Below are 24552 nucleotides of genomic sequence, written 5' to 3'. Positions count from 1 at the left end.
AAACTCCCCGAATGGCAAAGGCAGAAAGGGAGCACGTCATGTTCGATCGAGTAGCGTTGTCACTGACCTTGGCGCTGGCCGCCACGGTCGCCACGGGCCAGCAGCTGGCCCCTGCCGTCGCCACGGTCATGGCCGTGAAGGGACAAGTACTCTTGTCGAGGGGCAGCGAGTTCACGCCAGCCCAGGAGGGCGCCATTCTCGCTGCTGGCGACCGCCTCATGACCCTCAGCGATTCGAAGGCCCTGGTCGCGTTCGCTGATGGCTGCGAGCAGACCCTGGCAGGCGATTCGATGGTGACGATCGGTGAGAAGTCCGATTGCCTGCAGTTCGGCGGCAAGCCGACCTCGTTCCGGCAAGCCCTGGGCGAGACGGACGCCGCAACCGGCGACGCCACCACCACACTGACGGATGGCCAGAAATGGCTGGTTGCAGCAGTCCTCCTGATCCCGACGGCCTATTACTTCGAGAGACGCAACGACGACAATGACGACGACGATGGCGTCGTCGTTCCGCCGATCAGCCAGTAGCGCACGCCATGGCCGTCGTGGCTGCACGGTATTCCCGCGGGGCCCGGACGGGCCCCGCTTCATTTCTGCCGGAAGAAACCAGATACGGCACGTCCGCATTGGCCGTGTCTGTTGGCGTGGTGCTGACGTGTGCCGCCGTGATGGGCGGCTGGTCGTTCTTTTCGTGGCGCGACAGCGTGCTGGCGCTGGCGGCGTTGCCGTGCCTTGCATTGGCGTCCTGGCGTCGGCCGGCGCTGGAGTGGCGGGGCACGACGGCCTGGATCTGCCTGGGCGTCTTCGCGGCGCTCGTTCCGGGGCTTTACCTGGTTCCATGGCCGATTGACTTCATCGCTGCGCTGCCGGGACGTGCTGTATTGCTCGAACCCTTCCTGGCGGACACGGCTGGCAAGGTGCCGGCGCTGCCCCTGTCGCTGGCCACCGACGAAACCTGGCGTGCCTGGCTAAAGTGCGTGCCGGTGGTGGCCGTCTTCGTGGCGACGTGTCGCTTGCCCGGGGAGCAGCGCACGGCAGTGATTATTGGCCTGGTTGCGCTGGCGACGCTGCAGGCCTTGTGGGGTCTGGCGCAGCTGCAGGGCGGTGCTGATGGCCCGCTGCGACTGTTCGGACCTGCCGACCTCTACAGCGCGACCGGGGCATTCGCCAATCGCAATCACCTGGCGTCGCTGATCGTCATGAGCTTGCCCGTGCTCTGTGTCCTGGCGGCGCGTGGCACGGCCGGGGATGCCGACGTCCACGTATTGGCGTGGCGGTGGCTGTATGCGCTTGCCTTGCTGGTGTGCCTGTCGGGGCTCGTCGCTTCGCGCTCACGCGCGGGCATCAGCCTGGGTTTCCTCGCCGTGCTGCTGACTGCCGGATGGCTGGCATTGGCGCGGCAACGTCATCGCGGATTGTTGTCGATTGCGTTGAGTCTGCTGGTGCTGGTGGCGGTGGTGTCCCAGTACGCCTGGATGCATGCGTTGGAACGTTTTACCGAAGACGGGTTCGCCGACGGTCGCTTCACGTTGCTCGGACGAGGCTGGCGTGCGGCACTGGCGATGTTCCCGTTCGGGAGCGGTCCTGGCACGTTCGCGGACATTTTCGCCACGTTCGAGACGGTGGCATCGCTCAAGCCCTATTACGTCAATCGGGCCCACAACGATCTGGTTGAACTGACCTTCGAGATCGGCATTCTTGGTCCACTGTTGTACCTGGCCGTCGCAGGAGGTGTTGGCTATGCGCTGTGGCGCTATTGGCGACGCAACGTGTCGGACGGATTTCGTGCCCTGCAGTGGCCCTGTGCGTTGGGGTTGGCGCTGTTTCTCCTGCACGGGCTGGTGGATTTCCCGGCGCGCGCGCCGCTCGCGGCAATGGTCGCCGCCGTGCTGGCGGGCCTTCTGACCCGTCCGCCGCCGGCACCGGGTGTGCTACGGCATTATCCGGAAGTATCTTCTGATACTTCCCAGCGTTCTGGTGAATTGCATACCATGCGGTAGGCAGCTGTCGTCCCGTCGGGTTTTCGAGGTGGCGCCCATGCGTGCAGTCGAATCGACCGATGTTCCTGCAATGATCCGCCCGGCCGGGCCGCGTGCCGGTCAATCGACGCCGCGTGTGAAGCTGGTCGCCGTGGTTGGGGCACGGCCTAATTTCGTCAAGATGGCTGCGTTGCTGCGCGCGCTGTCGTCGACTTCCACCGCAGTAGCCATCGACGTCGTGCTGGTGCATACCGGTCAACACTACGACGTGGCAATGAACACGCAATTCTTCGCGCAACTGGGTATCCCGGAACCGGACATCTGCCTGCAGGCCGGTTCCGGCAGTCACGCTGTGCAGACCGCTACCATCATGTTGCGATTCGAGCGGGTGCTCGACCAGGTGGCGCCGGACTGCATCCTGCTGGTCGGTGACGTGAATTCCACCATTGCCTGCGCCCTGGTGGCGGCGAAGAAGCAGATCAAGGTCGTGCACGTGGAGGCCGGGCTGCGTTCGGGTGACCGCGCAATGCCCGAAGAACTGAACCGGTTGCTGACCGACCAGCTGAGTGATCGCCTGTACGTCACCGAGCCCGCCGCCTGCCTCAATCTGCGCCGGGAAGGCATTCCCGACGATCGCGTCGTGTTCAGCGGCAACGTGATGATCGACACCCTGCTCACGCATCGTGACCGTGCCGTTCCGGCGGCCCAGACCCTGGCTGCCGCAGGTGCAGGCCCGCTGGCGGAAGCCGGCTACGCCGTGGTCACCCTGCATCGACCGTCCAACGTGGACGACGGCGGGGCCCTGTCGCGGCTGGTACAGGTCCTGGACCAGATTGCGCACGATATCCCCCTGGTATTCCCGGTCCATCCGCGCACGCGCCAGGCGTTGCAGGCTGCTGGCCTGCAGGGGTTCCTCGACCAGCCCGACGTCGTTGCGCTAGCCCCGCTGGGATACTTCGAGATGCTCGGGCTCATGGCAGACGCCACATTCGTGCTTACCGATTCCGGTGGCATCCAGGAAGAGACCACCGCGCTGGGTGTTCCCTGCCTGACGGTGCGTGAAAACACGGAACGTCCTGTCACGATCGAACAGGGTACCAACACCTTGACCGGCACGGACGCCCGGGTGATTCGGCAATGTGTCCGCGATATTCTGGAAACCGGCGGGAAGCGTGGGCGCGTGCCGGAGAAATGGGACGGCCATGCGGCGGAGCGTATCGTGGCTGATCTGTCGCGGTGGTTGTGTGCTGGCGGGGGTTCCCGGTGACCGATCTCACGACGTTGGAGGCGCTCCGGCAGTTGTCGTGTCGGCGGACAGCGCTAGGCGGTTTTCGACGTCGCCGTGAACGTGTCTGGACGTCAGCCACCCCTGCCGGCTACGGGGCCGTGCAGTATTCTTTGCTGACCCCACTGTCCGGCTTTCGACGCAGCGTTTCCGCGAAAGGGACGACGCCATGACCGTTGCCCTGTTGAATCCGAATATCAGCAACGTGCTGACCAAATCCGTACGCCGGCCGGCGGACTTGGCCATCCACGGTGCCGCCCCCGCGTTTGGCGAGCCGCTCCACGTCGGACGTCCCAATCTTGGTGATCGCAATGTGCTGATCCAGCGCATGATCACCATGCTCGACAACAAGTGGCTCACCAATAACGGCCCAATGGTGCAGGAGCTTGAGGCGAATATCGCGGCTCACCTGGACGTCGGCCATTGCGTCGCCATGTGCAACGGCACGGTCGCCCTGGAGATCGCGATCCGGGCGTTGGGATTGTCCGGCGAGGTGATCATTCCGTCCTTCACTTTCGTCGCGACGGCACATGCGCTGCACTGGCAGGAGATCACGCCCGTATTCGCCGACATCGATCCGGAGACACATAATCTCGATCCCGTTGCCGTCGAGCGGATGATCACGCCGCGGACGACGGGAATCATCGGCGTGCACCTGTGGGGACGCGCAGCGCCGCACGAGGCCTTGCAGGCAATCGCCGACGAACATCACCTCAAACTCATGTACGACGCCGCCCACGCTTTTGGTGCCGGCTACAAGGGGCGTCGTCTGGGAGGGCTCGGTGCCTGCGAGGTGCTGAGTTTCCATGCGACAAAATTCTTCAACACGGGCGAGGGGGGCGGTTGTCACCAACGACGCCGCGCTGGCGCAGAAGATGCGCCTGATGCGCAACTTCGGATTCGCCGGCTACGATAACGTCATCTATCCAGGTACCAATGGAAAGATGACCGAGGTGGCGGCTGCTATCGGGCTGACGAACTTTGACTACATTGACTATGTGGTTGAAGTGAACTGGCGTAACCACCGTGCGTACCGGGAACGTCTCGGTGTCTTGCCGGGCCTGCGCGTGCTTTCCTACGATGATCGGGATACGCCCAATTACCAGTATGTCGTCGTGGAAGTGGGGCCGGAGTGCCCGGTGACGCGCGACGAAATGGTCAGCGGCCTGCACGCTGAGAATGTCCTGGCGCGGAAGTACTTCTGGCCGGGCTGCCATCGCATGCAACCCTATCGCGATTTGTATCCCCACGCCGGCCTGCTGTTGCCAAACACGGAAGCCGTCGCGCAGCACGTTATGGTGCTGCCCACGGGTACCGGCACGGACCTGCCGTCCGTGCACATGGTGTGCGACATTATCGGTTGCCTGATTGACGGGGCGCGGCCGAATGGCTGATCCGTTCCGCAGCTTGGTATTGACCGATAACGTCGAGCTCTTTGAGTTCGTGCAGGCCCTGGTAGTGGAAAAGGGTATCGCGGACGTGACGTTCGGTTGTTCCCGGCAGGGTCCGCTTGCCGCCCGTCCCGACATCGACGTGGTCGATGTGCGCACCGGATGCGACGCGTTGATCGCGCGATATCGGCTGATTGTTTCGCTGCACTCCAAGCAGCGATTTCCGTCTGCACTGGTGCGGGCTGTCCGCTGCGTCAATATCCACCCGGGCCACAATCCGGACACGCGCGGCTGGTTTCCGCAGGTCTTTGCCATCCTCCGTGGGCTGAAGCTGGGCATGACAGTGCATCGGATGGATGAGGCGCTGGATCACGGCGACATTTTGTATCGCGAAGAAGTGCCGGTGTTGTTCTCCGACACATCGTATACGGCGTACCGGCGTGTCATTGATGCTGAGAAACGCTATCTGCGTCATAACTTGCACGCGTTGATTCACGCTGACGGTGAATCGCAGCCAATGAGTGAGGAGGGAAACATGCACAGCAAGTCCGATTTTGACCGTCTGTGCGAGATCGATCTCGACCAGCGTGGCAGTTTCCGCGACTTCTATGATCGTCTGCGTGCCCTTTCGTTCATGGGTTACCGGAATGCTTACGTGCGCGATCCGGACAGCGGGAAGAAAGTGTATCTGTCGCTGGTGGTGGAACCGGAATGAGTGTACCGGCGCCCGCGGTCACCTCGGTCGATGCCGGCGGGCGTCTGCGGGTGGTATATGTGTTCCGCGCGCCGTGCGCCGGCGGGCATAGTATCGAGGGGCTTTTCCGTTCCATTGCGACGGCGATGCAGACTCACTGTGAAGTGAGCACCTACGTCCTTCGCGGTGGCTGGCGGTTGCTGGGTGACATCTGGCGAATACGCCGGCTGCGGCCGGATATCGTGCACGTGACCGGCGCTGCCAATCACATTCTGCCCTTGTTGGTGGGATTGCGCGTGGTGCTCACTGTCCACGACATCGGCCACTACCTCTACACGTTGCGCGGGTGGCGTCGTGCTGTCTATCGCTGGTTGTGGATGGATCTGCCGTATCGTCTCGCATGGCGATTGACGACGATCTCGACACATACGCAGGAGCAATTGGCGAAGCACTGTCCGGCGACGCGTCGAAAGACGATTGTCGTACACAATTGCGTGTCCGACAGGTTCACGCCGGATGCAGATGGTACGCGCCAGTCGGTGCCGACAGTGCTCCAGGTCGGCGCGCAGCCTCACAAGAATTTGACGCGGATCGTCGAAGCGCTCAAGGGAACAGGCTGGCGCCTGGAGATACTCGGTAATCCGGACGAGGTCACGCGACAGTTGCTCGAAAACTCGGGAGTGGACTATTACTGCCACGGTTGGGTCGCCGAGGAGGCAGTGCCTGAGCTCTATCGGCGTGCCGACGTCATCGCCTTTGCATCGCTTTCCGAAGGTTTTGGAATGCCGATTATCGAAGCCCAGGCCATGGGGCGTCCAGTAGTGACCTCCCATGTCACGGCCATGCCTGAAGTGGCTGGGAAAGGGGCTTGCGTGGTCGACCCTACCGATATTGAGGCCATCCGCGTCGCGATTCGCCGTACCATCGAAGATTCCGCATTTCGCGACCAGTTGGTGCGCGACGGGCTGGATAATGTCCGCCGATTTCAGCCTGCCCGGATTGCCGTTGACTATCTCGCCGTCTACCGATCGCCATGACACGCCTTCTTTACCTGAGTTCGGTCATGGTGCCGCCGCAGGTCAAGCTGTGCGTCGCGCTCCGGCGGCGTCACGTCGATGCGCAATTCTGGTTTTACGAAGGGCCGGAGCGGACGCGCGGGACGTTCTGGCGAATCGATGGCGGCGATTCCTGCCGCATTCTTCCGGATACGTGGCTTTTGAACGGCCGCTATCTTTCCCTTGAGCTGACCCGCCAGCTAGATACCTTCGATCCCGATATCGTCATTCTGGGCGGGTTCTCGATCCCCGGAAACTATCTGGCGTATCGCTGGGCGCGTCGCAACGGAAAGCGTGTGGTCGTGTTCACCGAACGTTCGCGCGACCGGCACGGAAACCTGCGCGGAGCGAGCCCCGCGTGGTGGCTGCTACGAAATTTGTATCGGCATGTCGATCTGGTGATCGTAAGCGCCGACGATGCGGTCGCGCAGTTCCGTGACGTACTCGGCTTTGGGCAGAAAGTTGTCGCAGGTCGCTATGCGGCAGATATCGACGGCTATCTAGGGCATCCCGCGAGGAAGCCGGGGGATAGTCCAGTATTGCTGTATCCGAACCGGATGACGCCCATCTATGCGCCACTGTTGGCGCTGGACATTTTCGCCGTGCTTCGCCGCCGATATCCGAATGCCCGGCTGCTGATGAACGCTGCCGGCGAGCTCGGTCCCGCGTGCCGGCGCCGGGTGGCCGAACTGACCCTGGAAACGGCCGTGGAATTTCTCGCAGATATCCGGCAGTGGAATGAACTGCCCGATGTGTACGCGCGCGCTCACGTGATGATCCTGCCTGCTACATTCAGCAACGGCAACTTCACCATCATCGAGTCGATGGCGTCGGGTCTTGGTATCGTCATCAGCGATCGCATCCTTGGTATCGGAAACCTTATCGAAGAGGGGGTCAATGGCTTCCGGTGCGAACCTACTGTCGAAGCATTCGTCGACCGCATCGAGCGCTATCTGCGATCGCCAGCGCTGATCGCGCAGCATGCGCATCTGAACCGGGCGATCGCACGTCCGTTGGGAGCAGAGGGCACTGCGGAGTTTCTGTTAGATCTGCTGGCGCGTAACGGACAGCTGTCTGCCGTTGACGCGAGATCCGCAGCATGAACGCGTACCCGCCGACGGGGACAGTGTGCGTGCATTGCGCGGGCGTTCCGGCTGGGCGTCCATGAGCGACCTGGCAAACATCGGCTGGATGGGCGGGCTGGCGATCTACCAACGCGTGATCGGTACGCTGGGCAGCGCGCTGTTTGCCAGGACTCTGGGGGCAACGGACTTTGGTGTCCTGACGATTGTCAATACCACGACAAGTAGCGCCTACGGGCTATTCCGTCTCAGCGTCGACGCATCGCTCCAGGTCGAGGTTGCCAGCCGGCCGGATCGTGTGCAGCAGACTTTGCCCTATGTATTCGCCGGGATGGTGTTGCTGGGCATCGCCGGTGCATTGGCGTGGATGGCCGTTCTGATGAGTGCTAAATGGGTCGCTGGTAGCGTCTACGGCAGCGCGCCGATAGCGCCAATGCTCCAGTTTGCAGGACCTCTGGTTTTCGCCCAGTGCCTATGCCAGTTCGTCTACGCCGTGCTGGCTGGAGCCAACCGGTTTGACATCTATGCCCGATGGACCATGGCGGTTTCCACGATTGGACTGATCACCTCGGGTGCTGCGGCATGGTGGGGCAACCTGCAGCTCGTGCTTATGGTCATGGTCGTAACGCAGATGATCAATGCGGTGGTGCTGCTGCGCGTACTGACGGTGCTGATTGACTGGAAGGCAGGTATTCCGTCGCTGTCGGTGTCGGTGGTGTTCGCCGCTGCGCGGACGTTGCTGAGGACCGGTCTTCCGTACTACGCGTCGGGCTTCGTCCTGATTCCGGTGACTTATGGACTCCAGGGCATGCTGGGGCAGGCCGGCGGCATTGAGGCGGTGGGTTATCAACGCATTCTGATCGCCATGTGCAGTGTCGTGGGCTTTTTGCCGCACAGCATAGCGGGCGTGGTCGTGTCCTCGTTGGCGGCTGCGCGCGGTCATGGACAGCCGACAGATACCATCGACCGTCAGGCCGCGATCACCTTGAAGCTGATCTGGCTGGCTACGGTGATCGTGGCGATCGCTGTCATTGCCGCAATGCCGTGGTTGATCGGTCTGTTATTCGGCGCGCCCTACCTGCCGGCGACAGGGCCAGCCCGTGTGGCGTGCGTCGCGGCGGTTTTCGCGTCGGTGGGGCAGGTCGGCATACAGGATTCGGTGGCCGCAAGACGCTTTGGCATCGTGCTCAAGATGGCCGTCGTTCATGCCATCGTGTTTCTGCTTCTCGGAGTTGCGCTGATTCCGGAAAATCTCCTGTTCGGCTACGCGATCGCCGAGCTCGCGGCTCATGGATGCGTGCTAGTTGCTGTCCTTGTTGAACAACGAGCCCGGTACAAGGGGCGTCGGTCGGCGCTGGCGGCCTGCATCGTCCTGACCGCACTGTTGGCGACCTCACCGCTGTGGTTTCCGTCAGGTGCTGCTGCGGTGGCAATCAGCGCGCTTGTCCTTGAGGTAATACTGGGCGGGCTCCTCTTCTTCGTCTTGTTCAGCGACGCGGAGCGGGCTGTCGTTCTGCGAAGGATGAGCACGATCCTGCGCAAACGACGCACCGGACGTGTCAAAGGGAATGCAACAGGGCTAGCCGACACGACGCCACTGCGGCGATGGCCAAGCGGGGATCCCCATGCTTAGTGCGGCCGTTTCCGGCTATCCCCGCGAGCACCTGCATTTCCGGTCACAGCACCCGGGCGTGGTTCACGTCCTGCTTACGCTACCGGTCATCAGTGTCGGTACCTTTCTAGCGTTTGGCTGGAGTAGCGAGAACAGCGCCGTCGGGTTTCGCTTGTACGGACTTGTCGGTCTCCTCATCGCGTACGGACTTGCTCAGATTGTCCTGGTCCGCGCCAGTGGATTGACGCACTGGGCGCTCAATCCTTCCGTGCAGTTCGCGCTCCTGGGAAACCTACTTCCCGCTACCGCCTTCATCCTCCTGTCGATGTGGCCCGATGATCTGCAGCGGCAGGTCCGCTTTGATCCGACACCGGACATCTACCGGATCCAGTACGAATGGCTCAATCTCATCGGCGCCAGCGCGCTGTGGACCGGGCATTGGTCCGGCACGTCACGTTGGCTGGCAGAGGTACTGGCACGAACGCCTGTCCTGGCGCGAGCATCGCAAACCGTTCCGCAGCTCCGGCGCAGTGGCCTGGCTGCCGTGTTGGCTCTCGTGGTGGGCGCGCGGCTGCTGGCCATCAGCCTCGGGCTATATGGTTACTCATCCAGCTATGAGCAAGCTATCGCAGCATCGGCGTACAACCAGTACCTGGCATTGGCTGACGATCTGGGCATCATTGTCCTGGTCGCGGTGTCGTTAACGTACTTCAGCGGCCGATGCTCCGTATGGTTGCTGATTGCTGTGTGGGCAACCGAAGAACTGTTCGGTTTCATGTCGGGATTCAAGAGTGCGGTAGTGGCGCCCGTGGTTGTCGTCGGCATGGCCTACTATGTCCAGCGCAACCGGCTGCCGCTGTGGCTGCTGCCCGTATCGCTGACCGCCTTGCTGCTGGCGTACATGGTGATTGAGCCGTTCCGCGAGTACCGCAACCGCGAATCCAGTTTCGAAGGCACCAGTGTCACCGCCATCGTCAACGCGTTTTCGGCCGGCGGAAAGTCGTCGAACCTCGACAACAACCTGACCCAGACCGCGACAAATTTCCTCAACCGGGTGCAGGACGTCACCACAGCTGCTGCCGGCATCGAATATGCGGCAAAGACCGATATCCTTCCCGCCGGATCCCCGCAGTTTCTGGCAGACATTTTCTACTCGCCGCTGTACAGCTTTGTTCCGCGCGCCATCTGGCAAGGCAAGCCGATCAACGACCTTGGCGTGTGGTATACCCAGGTGGTACTGGGAATGAATTCCCTGTCGTCGACAGGGATGTCTCCTGTGACCTACCTGAACTTCGCTGGAGGCGCATGGGCCGTCGCGCTGGGATTCCTGGTCGTCGGGCTCTTCCAGTCAGCCATCTTCCGGGCACTGTTGCTGTCCGGTGGAGCCGCGTCCTTCCTGATTGTCGGATTGACAGGGGCGCTGGGGCACGTCGACAGTGTGTTCTACGCGTTCTTCATCGCGATCGCGCGCTACGTACCCTTGTTGTTGGTCATGCGTTTCGTCCTGTTCCGGTCACCGAACAGCAGCCGGCACTTTCATCGCGACTGAGGCCTCTGCAATGTGCGGATTGGCGGTCCTGTTGACATGGCCTGGGCGAAGGGATTCGGATGCCATGACATCGGTGGTGCGTCGCATGTGCGAATCGCTGCGTCCGCGCGGTCCGGACGGCGAGGGCTTCTGGCAGGATCCGCTTAGCGGCGTCTGTCTGGGGCACCGCCGCCTTTCGATCATTGATCTTGATGCGCGCGCGTCCCAGCCGATGGTATCGGGCTGTGGTCAGTTCGCCATTGTGTATAACGGAGAGTTGTACAACTACGAGACGCTGCGACAGGAATTGATCCGGCGTGGCGTCCGGCTGCGGACAAACAGTGACACGGAAGTGCTATTGGAGCTGTTCGTTCGCGACGGTGAGGCCATGCTGTCGCGCCTGCGTGGCATGTTTGCCATCGCCATCTGGGATGCCGGGCGTCGGCGCCTGTTCCTGGCACGGGATCCCTACGGCATCAAGCCGCTTTACTACGCATCAACGGAAGATGGTCTCCTCGTTGCTTCGCAGGTGAGGGCGATCATTGCCAGCGGAAAGGTCGATCGTGAAGGGTGTCCGCAGGGGCAGGCCAGTTTCTGGATGCTCGGCAGCGTGGCTGAACCCTATACGTGGTTTCGCGCTGTCAGAGCGCTGCCGGCCGGGCATTTCGGCTACGCGACGGCGCGTGGTGGTCTCGCCGTCCAGTCGTTCTGGAATATTGGCGGCAGCTGGAACCAGCTACCTGACAGCGCATCTGCGACGCCGCTCTGTGCAGCGCGGAGCGTCAGGCAGGCCGTGACGCGCAGTGTCAGCGCGCACATGGTCGCGGATGTTCCGGTTGGCATCCTGCTTTCCGGTGGTGTCGACTCCAGTTGCCTCGCCGCCGTGATGCAGCAGGTCGGAACGGCGGCGTGTGGCATCACTCTGCAGTTTGCGGAGTTCCTCGGACGCCCCGAAGACGAGTCGGCCCGCGCAGCGGAGGTCGCCGGTGTCTATGGTATTCGCCACGTCATCCGTCGCGTGGATCGGGCCGAATTTGAGCGGGATCTCCCGGCACTGCTGGTCGCGATGGACCAACCCTCGATCGATGGGGTCAACACCTGGTACGCCACCAAAGCGGCGGCGGAAAATGGGCTCAAGGTGGTTTTGTCCGGCGTTGGCGCGGACGAGCTGTTCCAGGGGTACTCGCTTTTTCGCGAAGTTCCCGGCCTTGTCAGCGCCTGGCGTGCAGTGGAGCGGATTCCGGGGGCTGCGGCGCTGGCGGAATGGTTGGGAAAGCGGCAAAGCCGTCGCAGCGGCAATCCCCGCTGGGCTCTGCTGCCGCGCGTCGCGCATGACCTTCGGGGCGCGTGGTTCGTGCGCCGCAGCGTCTTTGCGCCCGGCGAGCTGGCCCAGCTGTTGCCGCGTCACCTCGCCGATGCGGATCACTGCGTGGATCCCATCGGGTGGGTGGCTGCGCTCGCGGGTCCGCTGGCTGCCTGCCCGCGCTTGGCCGTAGGCCAGCTGGAATCGATGGCCTATCTGCGTAACCAACTGCTGCGCGACAGCGACTGGGCGAGCATGAGCCACGGCGTTGAGCTGCGCACGCCATTTGTCGATGCCGTTCTGCTGCGCGAACTGCAGCCGCTCCTCGCTGCATTCAGCGGATCGCGCGGCAAGCGCTATCTCGCACAAACGCCGGTGCGGCCGCTACCGTCGTGTGTGTGGCGACGTCGAAAGACCGGCTTTTGCATTCCCGTCGAGCAATGGCTGGGCGCCATGGACGCCAATGCCCGCGCATCGGGCGGTGGCCTGCGCGGTTGGGCGAGGTGGGTTGCTGCATCCTACGACCGGAGCGTTTCCCCGTGCGGGTAGCTCACGTCATTCCCCACATGGACGACCCCGTATCCGGGCCGTCGCTTTCGGTACGGCGCCTGTGCGAATCCATGGCGGACGAATCCGTGGCGACGAGCCTGCTGTGCCTTGCCGTGGACGAGCCGCTGCGGAACGTGACCTTATCGCTGATGACGCAGTGGCGCGCGCTGGGCACCTTCGGTTTCACGCCGCGCTGGTGGCCGGCCCTCGGGCGTGCTTATGCAGAATGCGATATTGTGCACAATCACAGTCTGTGGGCATTTCCGAACATGGTCTGCGGATGGCGCAGGCCGCGGCTTGGCCGGGCTGCATTGGTGGTTTCGCCGCGGGGTACACTCGCGCCGGCCGCGCTGGCCAGGTCACGGTTCAAGAAGCTGCTGGCCGGCCCCCTTCAGCGGCCGACGCTGGCCCGCGCCGACCTCCTGCATGCCACCAGTCCGATGGAGTACGAGGACATCCGGCGGGCGGGATGGCGCCGGCCCGTGGCGGTGGTTCCCAATGGGATCGACATCCCCGCGCTTTCGGTCGCGAAGGAGGATGCGGCCATGCGCCGTCTGCTCTTCCTAGGGCGCATCCACCCGATCAAGCGGCTGGATCGCCTGCTGGAAAGCTGGAGGCAGCTGCAGTTTGCGCACCCGGACTGGGAACTGGTGATCGCCGGAAAGGGCGCACCGGCCTACATCGAGGGACTGAAGCGCCAGGCCTTTCGATGTGGACTCTTGCGGTGCCACTTCTCCGGTCCGGTGATCGGTCCGGCGAAGAACAGAATGTTGGCGGGCAGCGATTTGCTGGTATTGCCCTCTGCCAGCGAGAACTTCGGCATGGTCGTGGCCGAGAGTCTTGCCAGTGGTGTTCCCGTGGTGACGACGCACGGTGCGCCCTGGTCCGGGCTCGCTGAGCGCGGCTGTGGATGGTGGGTTTCTGCGGACGGCATCACCACGGCGCTGGATGAGGCAATGCGGTGTTCGCCCGGCACGCTGCGGCAGATGGGGAGCGCCGGACGTGCCTGGATGGCGGAAGACTTCAGCTGGCCTATCGTCGCCGCACGCCTCGTGGAAAGCTACCGCTGGATTCGTGATGGCGGGACGGCGCCGGAGTGGGTAGCGCTCGCATGATGCCTACTGATAACCACAGCGCGAAAGTGCCTGTCGCTGTCGTGATGCTTTCGCTCAACGAGGCACACAACATGGATGCTGTCTGCTGCAATGTCGCGGGCTGGGCACAGGAAGTGTTTCTCGTCGACAGCCGCAGCGCCGACGACACGGTAGATATCGCGCTGCGTCATGGCGTGCACGTCGTGCAGCGTCCGTTTCGTGGATTCGGCGACCAATGGAACTTCGCGCTGGAACAACTGCCGATCACAGCGCCGTGGACGATGAAACTGGACCCGGACGAGCGCCTGGACGATGCGTTGAAGATCGCCATCGCGAAGGCGATCGGGAGCGGTACGTGCGACGGATTGGAAGTGACGCGACGTCTGTGGTTCATGGGCAGACCACTGCCGGTGCGACAACGCCTGCTGCGTTTGTGGCGGACTGGGACTTGTCGCTTCAGTGACGTTACCGTGAACGAACATCCCATCGTCAGTGGCCGCATCTCGCCAGTGACTGGCGAGCTGGAGCACTACGACAGTCCGGATCTTGCGCACTGGCTGGACAAGCAGAATCGCTATTCCTCGGCAGAGGCTATCGCCATGGCCAGCGCGTCACCGTTGGCGGAACAAGCGCGCTGGCGCGGAACGCCTCTTCAGCGGAGGATGTGGCTCAAGAAGTACTTCTATCGGGTGCCTTGCCGCTACTGGCTGCTGTTTTTGTATCATTACCTGGCCCTTGGCGCCTGGCGCGCAGGGCGGGTCGGTTTGGCCTGGTCGCGACTACGCTGCGAGGTGTACCGAATGACCGAGTACAAAGTCCGGGAGATCTTTCTGCGTGGCCGCTTGCCGGTGCAATGCGCCCATGGCGTCGGCGACGCCGATCCCCGCGTCGCGCAGTACTAGCCGGGTGCCTGCGCACCATGTGCGGCATTGCCGGCTACCAGGGATCCGAACGAATCGATTCACTGGGCGATGCGATCCTGGCGCAGCTGGCGCATCGCGGGCCGGACGGTTCCGGCCGACACGTCGATTCCGATGCGGGAATAGCGTTGTTCCACACGCGCCTGGCCATCCTGGACACATCCGTGCTTGGCGCACAGCCGATGACCGACGCGTCCGGTAGCGTCGTCATTGTGTTCAATGGAGAAATATATAATTTCCGAGAGCTGCGGCAGCAGTGCATGGCCGAAGGAGACGTGTTCCGCTCGCACTCGGACACGGAAGTGATTCTTGCGCTCTATCGGCGGCATGGCGAAGCGTTCCTGTCGCAGCTGAACGGCATCTTCGCCCTGGGATTGTGGGACGTACGGTCCCGGCGTCTGCTGCTGGCCCGCGACAGCGTTGGCGTGAAACCGTTGTACTACGTCGAACACGCCAAAGGAGTGGCATTCGCCAGCGAGCTGAAGACGCTTCGGCTCTTTCCGTTCGTAGCGCGCGAACCGGATCTGCAGGCGATCAGCTGCTACGTGCGGTGGCTGTGGTGCCCGGGACCGCGTAGCCCGCTTCGCGGCGTATACAAGATGGAACCGGGTGAGGCACTGTGGATCAGTGACGGACGCATCAGGCGGCGCTGGCGTTTTGCGGGCCTGCCTATCCCTTCCCGTGATGCGGCTGGCACACAGGTGCCGCCCACGGTGAACGATGTTCGCGAGGCGCTGGAGCGGGCCGTGCAGCGCCAACTGGTTGCCGATGTTCCGGTGGGCGCCTTTCTTTCCGGCGGAATTGACTCGAGCGTGATCGTTGCTTTGGCGCGCCGCCAGCTGTCTGGTCGAATGCCGTGCTTCACGATCGCCATCGATACGGCAGCAGGTGACGGAAAGTCGCATGATGGATTTGAGGCAGATCTTCCCTATGCCCGCCTGGTTGCCCAGCAGCTCGACCTTGAGTTGCATGTCACCCGGATAGGGCCGGAGATGCTGGAGGAGTTGCCCAAGATGGTCTGGCACCTGGACGAGCCCCAGGCGGATCCGGCCGCGTTGAACACGTTTTTCATCTGCCAGCAGGCGCGGCGCCAGGGTATTCCCGTGCTGCTGTCGGGAACGGGCGGCGATGACATCTTTGGCGGCTACCGCCGGCACCTGGCAATGCGGCTGGATGGTGTGTGGGCACGCACGCCGCCCGGACTTCGGCGCTGGTTGGCGAGGGCAGGACGTGCCATGCCCGCAAACCCGTCACCGGCACGGCGGATTGGCAAAGTGCTACGCACTGCGGAGCTGGAAGGCAATGCCCGCGTAGCTGCGTACTTCGACTGGTGCGAATCCGAGAACGACCTGGCAGACCTGTTCGAGCCGGCCAGTGGCATCACAGTCCGGCCTTCTGCGCTGGTGGAAGCGCTCGATCACATGCCTGCCCACCTGAGCGACCTGGAACGCATGCTGCTGCTGGACCAGCGGTATTTCCTGACCGAACACAACCTCAATTACACCGACAAGATGAGCATGGCGTGCGGCGTGGAGGTCCGCGTGCCGTTTCTCGACCCGGATCTGATGGTCGTTGCCGCATTGCTGCCTGATCGTTGCCGGGTGCGTGGCCTGACCACGAAGTGGATGCTCCGGCAGGCTGCTCGCGGACTAGTGCCCGACCTGGTCATCCGGCGCAGCAAGACCGGATTTGGCGCACCGGTGAGACACTGGCTGCGCGGTCCTTTGCGCGAGATGATGCACGAATTGCTGGGTGCCGCATCGCTTCGGCAGCGTGGCATCTTTTCGCCGGCGGCGGTGGCGCGCCACCTGCGTGACCTGGACCAGGGCCGGGGTGACCCGGCTTACGTCCTGCTGAGCCTGATGTGCATCGAATGGTGGTGCCGTCTGTTCCTCGACGCACCGCCGACGGGACTGCGGGAGGCGGCATGATCCGACGGATTGCCGAGGCGGTGCTGGCGGATGTACGCGTGCTTCGCCACGCGCCCCAGGCGGTGGGCGGCGGGGCATTGTTTGCCTCGGCGGGCGTTGGTGGACTGCGCTATCTGTTCCGCCGTTCTGACGCACTCGACCCGACCTTGTGCAAGGTCGCCGAATATCTTGTCGGCCGGGGCGACGTCGTGTGGGACGTGGGCGCCAACGTGGGCTTGTTCAGCGTGGCGGCGGCTCATCTGTGCGGCGCTGCCGGTGCGGTGTTCGCATTCGAGGCAGATGCGGACGCGGTGAGCCTTCTGCGCAAGACGCAACGGTTGCAGCGGCCCAGTGATGCGCCGATGACCGTCGTTCCGATCGCGGTGGCCGACCGTATCGGATTCGTTGAATTCCAGATCGCGCGCCGGGCACGTTCGGCAAATGCGCTGGCGGGTTTCGGTTCCACGCAGACGGGCGGCTACTCGGAAGTTCGTCGCATACCGGCGTTCGATATCGACGATCTCCTGGGTTTCTTCACGCCGCCGAACGTGGTGAAGATCGACGTGGAGGGAGCCGAGGCCCTGGTGTTGCGCGGCGCGCAGTTGTTGCTGAGGTCTGTGCGCCCGGCGATCTTCTGCGAGGTAACGGAATCAGCCGCCGACGAGGTGACCCGGCATCTGCATCATCACGATTACGTGCTGTTCGGTGGAACGCACTATCCCTGGCGTTCCGACGAGGCGTTGGTACGTGCGACCTGGGATACGGTTGCCATACCGCGCGAGCGACTGGCACGGTATGGCGCGGGAAGCACCCCATGAAACAGGTCCTCCAACACCTCGGCAATGGCCGCACCGACGTGGCCGACGTTCCCGCACCCATTGCCTCTACCGGGCGTGTGCTCGTGCAGAGCCACTGTTCGTTGATCTCCGCTGGCACGGAACGCATGTTGGTGGAGTTTGGTCGCGGGGGGTGGCTCGGCAAACTGCGGCAGCAACCGGACAAGGTGCGCCAGGTGCTCGGGAAGCTGAGGACGGATGGTCTGTGGGCCACGATCGAAGCGGTGCGCAGCAAGCTGGACCAGCCGGTAGCGCTGGGCTACTGCAATGTGGGACGCGTCGTTTCGGTGGGTTCGGACGTTTCGGGGATCGCGGCCGGCGATCGCATCGTTTCGAATGGGCCGCATGCGGAAGTGGTGGCCGTGCCGGCAATGCTGTGCGCGCGGATTCCCGATGCAGTGGATGACGAGACGGCGGCATTCACGGTAGTCGGTGCCATAGCGCTCAATGGAATCCGGCTGGCGGACGTGGTGCTGGGCGAGGCGGTTGCCGTGACGGGGCTGGGATTGATCGGCCTGCTGGCGGTGCAGATTCTTCGCGCGAACGGGTGTCGCGTGCTGGGTATCGACGTGAATCCGCAACGCGTCGCGTTGGCGCGGTCGATGGGCGTGGAGGCCGTGCAGGCGGGGGCGGATGACGTCGTTGTCGCCGCGGAGCGATTCTCCCGGGGACGGGGCATGGACGCCGTCTTGATCACTGCGTCGACAGCCAGCAATGAACCGGTTCTGCATGCCGCGCAGATGTGCCGGAAGCGCGGAAGGATCGTGCTGGTCGGCGTGGCAGGGCTGGCGTTGTCGCGCGATCTGTTCTACTCCAAGGAACTGCGTTTCCAGGTGGCTTGTTCCTACGGGCCCGGCCGCTACGATCCGAACTATGAGGAGCGGGGCCAGGATTATCCGCTGGCCTACGTCCGCTTCACGCAACAGCGCAATTTCGAAGCCGTGCTGGACCTGATGGCGGCCGGGCAGCTGGATGTACGTCCACTCGTCAGTCACCGCTTCGCGGTTGCGGATGCGCCGGCCGCCTACGAACAACTCGCCGGTCGCAACGACGTGCTGGGCCTGCTGCTGACGTATCCGACGCCGGCTGCCAATGACATGGCAGCGCTGCGACGCACGGTACGACTCGCGCCATCGGCGCGGATAGATCGTCCCACGGTGGGAGTCATCGGTGCGGGGAACTATGTGGGACGCGTGCTGTTGCCGGCGTTCGCCCGCACAGGCGTGCGATTCCACGGCATCGCTTCGCGCAACGGTGTTTCCGCCGCGCACTACGGCCGACGGTATGGCTTTTCGGTCGCCACGACTGACGCCGAGGGGCTGATGGCCGATCCGGCCATTGATGCCGTAATCATCGGAACGCCGCACGATTCGCATGCGGATCTCGTGTGCAAGGCGCTTTCCTATGGCAAGAAGGTTTTTGTGGAAAAACCGCTTTGCCTTACAGTGGAAGAGCTGGCGCGGATAGAAGCCACGCTTGCAGGCGTCGCGTCGCCCTGGTTGATGGTGGGATTCAATCGCCGGTTCGCGCCGCTTCTGGTGCAGCTGCGCCAGGCACTGGCCGCCATCTCTGCGCCCAAGAGCGTGGTCGTCACGATCAATGCCGGTATGTTGCCGGCAGATCACTGGACGCAGGATCCGCAGCGCGGCGGCGGCCGTCTATTGGGCGAAGCCTGTCATTTCGTCGACCTTCTGCGTTTTCTCTGCGGCGCGCCAATCGTCGATCTTTCGGTAATCGCGGTGCGTCCTGCCGCCGCGCAGTCGCGTGCGGACAACGCGTCAATCACGCTTTCCCTGGCGGATGGTTCGATCGGGACCATCCACTACCTTTCCAGTGGGCATCACCGGTTTCCGAAGGAGCGGATCGAGGTCTTCACTGGCGGACGTGTCTACCAGCTCGACAACTTCCGCCAACTGCGGGCGTGGGGCGACACGGCCGGACTACGCGGTTTTGGATGGCGCCAGGACAAGGGACAACGCGCCTGCGCGGCCGCTGTGGTCGCAGCGCTCCGGCAGGGCGAGGCAGCGCCAATTCCGCAGGATGAGGTTCTGGAAGTGGCGCGTTGGTGCCTGCGCCTGGCGGAGCCATCGTCATGATTGGTCCGGCGTTGCGTCTCTATCACACGGTGCGTTGGCTCAGGCCGGTGCAGATCGCCGGGCGAGTCTGGCAGGCCGTGTATCACCCGTCGATTCCGATCGCGCCGGCGCCACGCGTGCGCGCGGCGGCGGGAAGCTGGCTGTTGCCGGCGTGGCGCAAGCCCTTGATGATCGATGCGACGACGCTGCGCATTCACGCCAAACGATGCGAGATCATTTCACCGTCCCAGTGGAACGATGTGGACCAGGACAAGCTGCGGCTCTACGGCTTGCACTATTTCGATGACGTGACCGCGTTGCAGGCAGAGGACCGCCGTGACTGGCACCTGCAGCTGATGCACCGGTGGGTGGACGAGAACGCCATCGGTCATGGCAACGGCTGGGAACCGTATCCCATCTCCCTGCGCAGCGTGAACTGGATCATCTGGGCGCTGGCCGGTGGTCAGCTGGATCCCCTGCTGCAGTCGAGCCTGGCCATGCAGCTACGCTATCTGCAGCATCACCTGGAACGGCATCTGCTGGGGAACCACCTGTGGGCCAACGGAAAAGCCCTGGCGTTTGCCGGCGTCTACTTCGACGGCGCTGAAGCGGACCGGTGGCTGGAGCAGGGCCTGAGTATCCTTCGCGCAGAACGCCGCGAGCAGATTCTGCCGGACGGCGGACATTTCGAACGCAGTCCGATGTATCACGCCGTCGTGCTGGCGGACCTGCTGGATCTGTTGGCGCTGGCAAGGGCCTATCCGGGACGCCTGCCCGATACCGACATCCGCGAATGGCAGGACACTGCGCGCGCGATGTTTGCCTGGCTGGCGGTGATGACTCATCCCGACGGCGCGGTCGCGCAGTTCAACGATGCCGCCCTGGACGGTGCGCCGCGACTGGACGATCTGCAGGCGTCGGCGGCTGCAATCGGCGTGCAATGGCATCCGCTGGCCGAGGCGCCGCTGCAGGTGCTCGAGTCTTCCGGTTATGCCCGCATGACGCGCGGCGATGCCGTGGTGCTGACGGACATCGGCGACATCGGCCCCGACTACCTGCCTGGTCACGCGCACGCGGAAACCCTGAGTTTCGAACTCTCTCTGCGCGGCCACCGCCTGTTCGTCAATGCGGGAACCTCCTGTTACGCCACCGGGCGGCAACGGGAGTGGGAACGCAGCACGGCCGCGCACAATACCGTGCAGGTCGACGGTGCGGATTCGTCCGAGGTCTGGAGCAGTTTTCGCGTGGCGCGGCGGGCGCGCGTGTTCGACCGCGGCTGGGGCAATGATCGTGAGACGACGTGGCTGCGTGCGACACACGACGGATATCACCGGTTGCCGGGCCGCGTGCTGCACGAACGGATCTGGCGGCTGACATCGAACGGGCTGACGATCTGCGACCAGCTCGAGGGCAGCTGGCACACGGCGACAGCCCGACTGCGCCTGGCACCGACGCTTCACGCGGCGAGCGAGGAGCAGGGCGTAGCCATACGCGCTGCGAACGTCCATGTACGCTGGCACGGGGTCCGCGAATGCCGTATCGAAGACAGCACCTGGCATGCGGGTTTCGGGCAAAGTGAGCGCTGCAGCGTGCTGGCGCTGGACCTGGCGGCCGCCACCGCGATCACCGACCTGAGCTGGAGCTGACGGACAGGACGATGCGCATACTGTTTCTCTCCGACAATTTTCCGCCGGAAAGCAACGCGCCGGCGACGCGCGTCTATGAGCATGCCGTGCGATGGGTGCGCGATGGCCACCACGTCACCGTCATTACGGGTGCGCCGAATTTTCCGGAAGGGAAGGTATACCCGGGCTATGTCAATCGGTGGCGCCAGGTGGAGACCCGCGACGGTATACGCGTCGTGCGGGTGAAAACCTTCATCACAGCCAATGAAGGGCTGATCAAGCGCAGCCTGGACTATCTCAGTTTCATGGTGACGGGGTTCATCGGCGGGTTGCGCGAGCCGCGACCCGACGTCGTCGTTGCGACGTCGCCGCAGTTTTTCTGCGCGATGGCGGGCTGGGCGCTGTCGGTGGCGCGCTGGCGTCCATTTGTCTTCGAGCTGCGCGACCTGTGGCCGGCTTCCATCGTCGCTGTTGGCGCGATGGCGAAAAGCCCGGTGATCCGCTGGCTGGAATGCATCGAGCTGTTTCTTTACCGGCGTGCGCGGCGCATCGTCACGGTGACGCATTCCTTCCGCGCCGACCTGGTCGCGCGGGGCATTCCCGGTGACAAGATCCGCGTGGTACTGAATGGCGTGGACCAGGAAGCGTACCGTCCGGCGCCGCGCGATGCGGAACTGGCATCGCGCTACGGATTCAATGGCTGCTTCGTGGTCGGCTATATGGGCACCCATGGCATGGCGCATGGTCTGGATCGTGTGCTGGAAGCGGCGAGTGCGCTGAAACACCGCGACGACATTCGCTTCTTCTTCGCGGGCGCGGGTGCCGAGCGCGACCGGGTCGCGCACCAGGTCGAGGCGCTGCAGCTTACCAACGTGACGATGATTCCGCGGCAACCTAAGTCCGCCATGCCGGCCCTGTGGAGCCTGTGCGACCTTGCGCTCATCCCGCTACGCGACTCGCCCGTGTTCGCGACCGTCATCCCGTCGAAGCTGTTCGAGGCGATGGGGATGGGCGTTCCTGTGCTCATGAGTCTCCCGGAGGGAGAGGCAACCGCCATCGTACGGTCGGCGGGCTGCGGTGTCTGCGTGCCTCCCGGTGACGCATCGCGCATGGCCGAAGCAATCGAGCAACTGGCCGACGATCCGGCGCGTCATCGCACGATGGCCGCGGCATCCGCCGCGAGCGCCGCCCATTACTCGCGTGACCGGCTGGCCAAGGTGATGCTCGACGTGCTGGTCGACCTTGCGCCACTGTCCTCGCAGCCGCGTCGCAGCGGGCGGGTCGCCGTATCCGCGCGCAGCGAAGACCCATAGCACCCGTGGCGGGGATTCGCCGCGTTCTATCCAGCCTTCCGATTGAGACGGGCGCTCTTTTCCAGCGCCGAAACATCCACCCAGTATCGCGTGGGATCATCGGAGTCGATTAGGACGTCAATGGCTTCGCCGGCCAGGCCATTGACGTCGACGAAAAGATCTTCGGAGACGAAAGTGTGGTTTTTGCCGGTGATCGGGTCGTGCCAGCGGACGTGAAGACGCCACGGATGCTTGCCGCCGATCTTGAGGTTCTTATTCATCACAGTGCGGCTCACTTCACCGCGGACGCGGCGACCGATCCGGCGCATCAGTGCGCGGCGACGCAGGCGTCGGATTTCGCTGACGAGAAAGGCGGCGCCAATACCGCCGAAGACGATTCCGAACAGGCCCATCAGGCAGGGCAGGAACCAGTTGGCCATGAAGCCGGCGGTGTGTGCCCGGTTGGGGTTGGCCGGATCGTAGTAGACGACGACGGGTGCGCCGACCTCGTGCGCGGGTGGTCGCGAGGACGAAGACGACGTAACCCGACGCACGGTGCCACCGGCATCGGTGAATTCAAAGACGTGTGCGTAGGTGGAGCGGCCTTTGCTTCCGCTGCGGGGCTCCAGGTCGACCACGACCCCGGGTGTGCGCGTCGCATTCACGCGGAAGCTCAGCGTGGCGTACGTCAGCGAAAGGCTGGCGAAGAGCATGATCAGGCCGGGGACTCCGAACAGGCCGATGATCAGTTTGTACATGGGCCTCATCGTTCCCCCACGATGGCGTCGGCGCGGAAAGTGTACTGTGTCGTCGGGTGGAACCGGCCCGCGGAGTCGTCGGCCCCGCGGGCGGCGACAGCGTCAGATGCGCACCCTAGATGCCGTCTTCAGCATGCAAGGTCAGTTCGGCTTTGTCGGCCGGCGCCATGACCTTCCATTTCTTCAGATAGTCGTTTTTCTTCTCGCGAATAGCGGACTCGTGCTCGCGATACCAGGCCTCGGCTTCCGGTGAAACGCCGACCCAGTGTGTCTTGGATTGCCACTTCGCGAAGTCGCCGGACTTCACGTTGTGCTCGGCCGAGGCGTTGTTGCGGATGGGCAGTAGCGAGAATCGCGCCTTCCATACGCCCATGCGGGGGCTGACGAGCACGTAGTAGGTCTTGCCGGCGTTCAGCGTGGCTTCCAGGAAATCGGCGTTCTCGGCGACCACCATGAAGCGGTGCTGCCCCGGCTCGGCGAGGTAAGCCACCTTGGTGCCGGTGGAGACGATTCCGATGAAGGTGTCCTTGGCCTCGCCGGTGTCGTACACGGACGACTGGATCGCGCCGCCGAATGACGATGGACGCATGAAGACCACCAGGGCTTTGTCGGCGGACGGTTCTGGCTCGCGATTGGCCTTGACCATCATCGATGACTGGCAGCCCGTCAGGCCGAGCCCGACTATCAGAAAGGCGACCCATCGCAGCGCACGCGTGTGCCAGAATGCGGTTCCTGTTGAATGCATGGATTTCTCCTCGAGCCACCCGGTGTGGCGGGCGGAAGTTCTAGCAACGACCATCCCGGAAGTCCATTGACCGGTCGAGGCCGCAGGCCTTTATCGACGGGACCCCACACCGCAAGGAGCGATGCCATGCCACTTGAACTGACCTCGAGCGCTTTCGAACACAATGGCGCCATTCCCGTCCGCTATACCTGTGAGGGCGACGACCGCTCGCCGCCGCTGGCCTGGACGGGCGTGCCGGCGGGAACGCGTAGCCTCGTGCTGCTGGTTTCCGATCCGGATGCACCGGATCCGGCGGCTCCGAAGATGACCTGGGTCCACTGGGTGCTATACGACCTGCCTGCTGATTGCACCGGATTGCCGGAAGGTGTTGCCAGCACGGCACTGCCGGCGGGTACGCGGGAAGGCATCAATGACTGGCAGCGGACCGGCTACGGCGGGCCGTGCCCGCCGATCGGGCGCCACCGCTATTACCACCGGCTCTACGCGCTCGACACGCTCCTGGGTGACCTCGGACGACCCACCATGGCTGACGTTGTTTCTGCGATGGCAGGCCACCTGCTGGGCGAAGCGGAACTGATGGGGACTTATCAGAAACAGTTGCCCACGTTGTAGCGCTACGGTTGCAATGACGCCTGCAGCGCGGCGGCAATCGCCGCATCGCCGTCGAGCAGATCCTGCCACCGCAATGTGATGCCCTTGCGGTGGCCTTTCTCCACCAATTTCAAACCTGTTTGATCGATCGTCAGCGTATAAAGGGTCTTGCTGATCAAGAGCTCCCGGCGTAGCGGCCTGTCCAGCCTGGTCATGGAGGATCTCCGGC

20 protein-coding genes and 1 pseudogene are annotated in these 24552 nt (G+C 63.6%); 18 read left to right on the top strand and 3 right to left on the bottom strand.

The window, feature by feature from the left end:
• Positions 1-38 precede the first annotated feature (38 nt).
• The 17 genes and pseudogenes from N4264_RS16745 to N4264_RS16660 all read left to right on the top strand — a co-directional run bounded on the left by N4264_RS16745 (position 39) and on the right by N4264_RS16660 (position 22250).
• Positions 39-527, top strand: a complete 489-nt coding sequence (locus N4264_RS16745) for a FecR family protein (protein WP_261693380.1) — start codon at positions 39-41, stop codon at positions 525-527.
• 104 nt (positions 528-631) lie between these two features.
• A complete protein-coding gene (locus tag N4264_RS16740) occupies positions 632-1999 on the top strand; it encodes an O-antigen ligase family protein (RefSeq protein ID WP_261697645.1) in 1368 nt (455 codons plus the stop codon).
• A gap of 37 nt (positions 2000-2036) precedes the next feature.
• Positions 2037-3245, top strand: a complete 1209-nt coding sequence (wecB, locus tag N4264_RS16735; protein ID WP_261693379.1) for a non-hydrolyzing UDP-N-acetylglucosamine 2-epimerase — start codon at positions 2037-2039, stop codon at positions 3243-3245.
• 187 nt (positions 3246-3432) lie between these two features.
• Positions 3433-4657, top strand: a pseudogene (locus tag N4264_RS25895) (DegT/DnrJ/EryC1/StrS family aminotransferase).
• Positions 4650-5369, top strand: a complete 720-nt coding sequence (locus tag N4264_RS16720) for a formyltransferase family protein (protein WP_261693376.1) — start codon at positions 4650-4652, stop codon at positions 5367-5369. The pseudogene N4264_RS25895 and the gene N4264_RS16720 overlap by 8 nt, the downstream one beginning before the upstream one ends.
• Positions 5370-5428: 59 nt before the next feature.
• Positions 5429-6385 (top strand): glycosyltransferase family 4 protein, encoded by a 957-nt coding sequence (locus N4264_RS16715; protein ID WP_261693375.1) that lies wholly within the window; start codon positions 5429-5431, stop codon positions 6383-6385.
• Positions 6382-7506: a glycosyltransferase family 4 protein gene (locus N4264_RS16710; protein ID WP_261693374.1), complete on the top strand. Its 1125-nt coding sequence runs from the start codon at positions 6382-6384 to the stop codon at positions 7504-7506. Before N4264_RS16715 ends, N4264_RS16710 begins: the two co-directional genes overlap by 4 nt.
• Positions 7507-7567: 61 nt before the next feature.
• Positions 7568-9118, top strand: a complete 1551-nt coding sequence (locus tag N4264_RS16705) for a lipopolysaccharide biosynthesis protein (protein ID WP_261693373.1) — start codon at positions 7568-7570, stop codon at positions 9116-9118.
• Positions 9111-10646 (top strand): DUF8712 domain-containing protein, encoded by a 1536-nt coding sequence (locus N4264_RS16700; protein WP_261693372.1) that lies wholly within the window; start codon positions 9111-9113, stop codon positions 10644-10646. Before N4264_RS16705 ends, N4264_RS16700 begins: the two co-directional genes overlap by 8 nt.
• Before the next feature lie 10 nt (positions 10647-10656).
• On the top strand, positions 10657-12477 hold the full coding sequence (asnB, locus tag N4264_RS16695; protein WP_261693371.1) for an asparagine synthase (glutamine-hydrolyzing): 1821 nt from the start codon (positions 10657-10659) through the stop codon (positions 12475-12477).
• Positions 12369-13592, top strand: a complete 1224-nt coding sequence (locus N4264_RS16690; protein ID WP_343231964.1) for a glycosyltransferase — start codon at positions 12369-12371, stop codon at positions 13590-13592. Before asnB (N4264_RS16695) ends, N4264_RS16690 begins: the two co-directional genes overlap by 109 nt.
• The gene (locus N4264_RS16685; protein ID WP_261693370.1) at positions 13589-14473 is read left to right on the top strand and encodes a glycosyltransferase family 2 protein; all 885 of its coding nucleotides are present in this window, start codon (positions 13589-13591) and stop codon (positions 14471-14473) included. Before N4264_RS16690 ends, N4264_RS16685 begins: the two co-directional genes overlap by 4 nt.
• 17 nt (positions 14474-14490) lie before the next feature.
• The gene (gene asnB, locus N4264_RS16680) at positions 14491-16422 is read left to right on the top strand and encodes an asparagine synthase (glutamine-hydrolyzing) (protein WP_261693369.1); all 1932 of its coding nucleotides are present in this window, start codon (positions 14491-14493) and stop codon (positions 16420-16422) included.
• Complete coding sequence (locus N4264_RS16675; RefSeq protein WP_261693368.1) at positions 16419-17219, top strand: FkbM family methyltransferase; 801 nt, start codon at positions 16419-16421, stop codon at positions 17217-17219. The genes asnB (N4264_RS16680) and N4264_RS16675 overlap by 4 nt, the downstream gene beginning before the upstream one ends.
• The gene (locus N4264_RS16670; RefSeq protein ID WP_261693367.1) at positions 17216-19333 is read left to right on the top strand and encodes a bi-domain-containing oxidoreductase; all 2118 of its coding nucleotides are present in this window, start codon (positions 17216-17218) and stop codon (positions 19331-19333) included. The genes N4264_RS16675 and N4264_RS16670 overlap by 4 nt, the downstream gene beginning before the upstream one ends.
• The gene (locus tag N4264_RS16665; protein WP_261693366.1) at positions 19330-20958 is read left to right on the top strand and encodes a heparinase II/III family protein; all 1629 of its coding nucleotides are present in this window, start codon (positions 19330-19332) and stop codon (positions 20956-20958) included. The genes N4264_RS16670 and N4264_RS16665 overlap by 4 nt, the downstream gene beginning before the upstream one ends.
• An 11-nt stretch (positions 20959-20969) precedes the next feature.
• On the top strand, positions 20970-22250 hold the full coding sequence (locus N4264_RS16660) for a glycosyltransferase family 4 protein (protein ID WP_261693365.1): 1281 nt from the start codon (positions 20970-20972) through the stop codon (positions 22248-22250).
• 26 nt (positions 22251-22276) lie between these two features.
• On the opposite strand, the gene N4264_RS16655 is transcribed toward N4264_RS16660, so the two are convergent.
• Positions 22277-22987, bottom strand: coding sequence for a DUF3592 domain-containing protein (locus N4264_RS16655; RefSeq protein ID WP_261693364.1), 711 nt, complete (start codon positions 22985-22987; stop codon positions 22277-22279).
• A gap of 115 nt (positions 22988-23102) precedes the next feature.
• Positions 23103-23732, bottom strand: coding sequence for a DUF2846 domain-containing protein (locus N4264_RS16650; RefSeq protein WP_261693363.1), 630 nt, complete (start codon positions 23730-23732; stop codon positions 23103-23105).
• Positions 23733-23858: 126 nt separating this feature from the next.
• On the opposite strand from N4264_RS16650, the gene N4264_RS16645 reads away from it, so the two are divergent.
• Complete coding sequence (locus tag N4264_RS16645; protein ID WP_261693362.1) at positions 23859-24344, top strand: YbhB/YbcL family Raf kinase inhibitor-like protein; 486 nt, start codon at positions 23859-23861, stop codon at positions 24342-24344.
• A 2-nt stretch (positions 24345-24346) separates the two neighbouring features.
• Here the strand turns inward: N4264_RS16645 and N4264_RS16640 are convergent, their stop codons facing one another.
• The gene (locus tag N4264_RS16640; RefSeq protein WP_261693361.1) at positions 24347-24538 is read right to left on the bottom strand and encodes a hypothetical protein; all 192 of its coding nucleotides are present in this window, start codon (positions 24536-24538) and stop codon (positions 24347-24349) included.
• Between the last annotated feature and the right edge of the window lie 14 nt (positions 24539-24552).

Origin of the sequence: Tahibacter amnicola (assembly GCF_025398735.1) — a bacterium.
Lineage (GTDB): Bacteria > Pseudomonadota > Gammaproteobacteria > Xanthomonadales > Rhodanobacteraceae > Tahibacter > Tahibacter amnicola.
This window is presented reverse-complemented; position numbering and strand designations above follow the sequence as displayed.

Coding starts and splice junctions, on each gene's coding strand:
- N4264_RS16655 (WP_261693364.1), bottom strand. CDS start 22,987: ATGTACAAACTGATCATCGGCCTGTTCGGAGTCCCCGGCCTGATCATG.
- N4264_RS16670 (WP_261693367.1), top strand. CDS start 17,216: ATGAAACAGGTCCTCCAACACCTCGGCAATGGCCGCACCGACGTGGCC.
- N4264_RS16705 (WP_261693373.1), top strand. CDS start 7,568: ATGAGCGACCTGGCAAACATCGGCTGGATGGGCGGGCTGGCGATCTAC.
- asnB (WP_261693369.1), top strand. CDS start 14,491: ATGTGCGGCATTGCCGGCTACCAGGGATCCGAACGAATCGATTCACTG.
- wecB (WP_261693379.1), top strand. CDS start 2,037: ATGCGTGCAGTCGAATCGACCGATGTTCCTGCAATGATCCGCCCGGCC.
- N4264_RS16650 (WP_261693363.1), bottom strand. CDS start 23,732: ATGCATTCAACAGGAACCGCATTCTGGCACACGCGTGCGCTGCGATGG.
- N4264_RS16690 (WP_343231964.1), top strand. CDS start 12,369: ATGGCTGGGCGCCATGGACGCCAATGCCCGCGCATCGGGCGGTGGCCT.
- N4264_RS16745 (WP_261693380.1), top strand. CDS start 39: ATGTTCGATCGAGTAGCGTTGTCACTGACCTTGGCGCTGGCCGCCACG.
- asnB (WP_261693371.1), top strand. CDS start 10,657: ATGTGCGGATTGGCGGTCCTGTTGACATGGCCTGGGCGAAGGGATTCG.
- N4264_RS16720 (WP_261693376.1), top strand. CDS start 4,650: ATGGCTGATCCGTTCCGCAGCTTGGTATTGACCGATAACGTCGAGCTC.
- N4264_RS16645 (WP_261693362.1), top strand. CDS start 23,859: ATGCCACTTGAACTGACCTCGAGCGCTTTCGAACACAATGGCGCCATT.
- N4264_RS16640 (WP_261693361.1), bottom strand. CDS start 24,538: ATGACCAGGCTGGACAGGCCGCTACGCCGGGAGCTCTTGATCAGCAAG.
- N4264_RS16700 (WP_261693372.1), top strand. CDS start 9,111: ATGCTTAGTGCGGCCGTTTCCGGCTATCCCCGCGAGCACCTGCATTTC.
- N4264_RS16665 (WP_261693366.1), top strand. CDS start 19,330: ATGATTGGTCCGGCGTTGCGTCTCTATCACACGGTGCGTTGGCTCAGG.
- N4264_RS16685 (WP_261693370.1), top strand. CDS start 13,589: ATGATGCCTACTGATAACCACAGCGCGAAAGTGCCTGTCGCTGTCGTG.
- N4264_RS16675 (WP_261693368.1), top strand. CDS start 16,419: ATGATCCGACGGATTGCCGAGGCGGTGCTGGCGGATGTACGCGTGCTT.
- N4264_RS16710 (WP_261693374.1), top strand. CDS start 6,382: ATGACACGCCTTCTTTACCTGAGTTCGGTCATGGTGCCGCCGCAGGTC.
- N4264_RS16660 (WP_261693365.1), top strand. CDS start 20,970: ATGCGCATACTGTTTCTCTCCGACAATTTTCCGCCGGAAAGCAACGCG.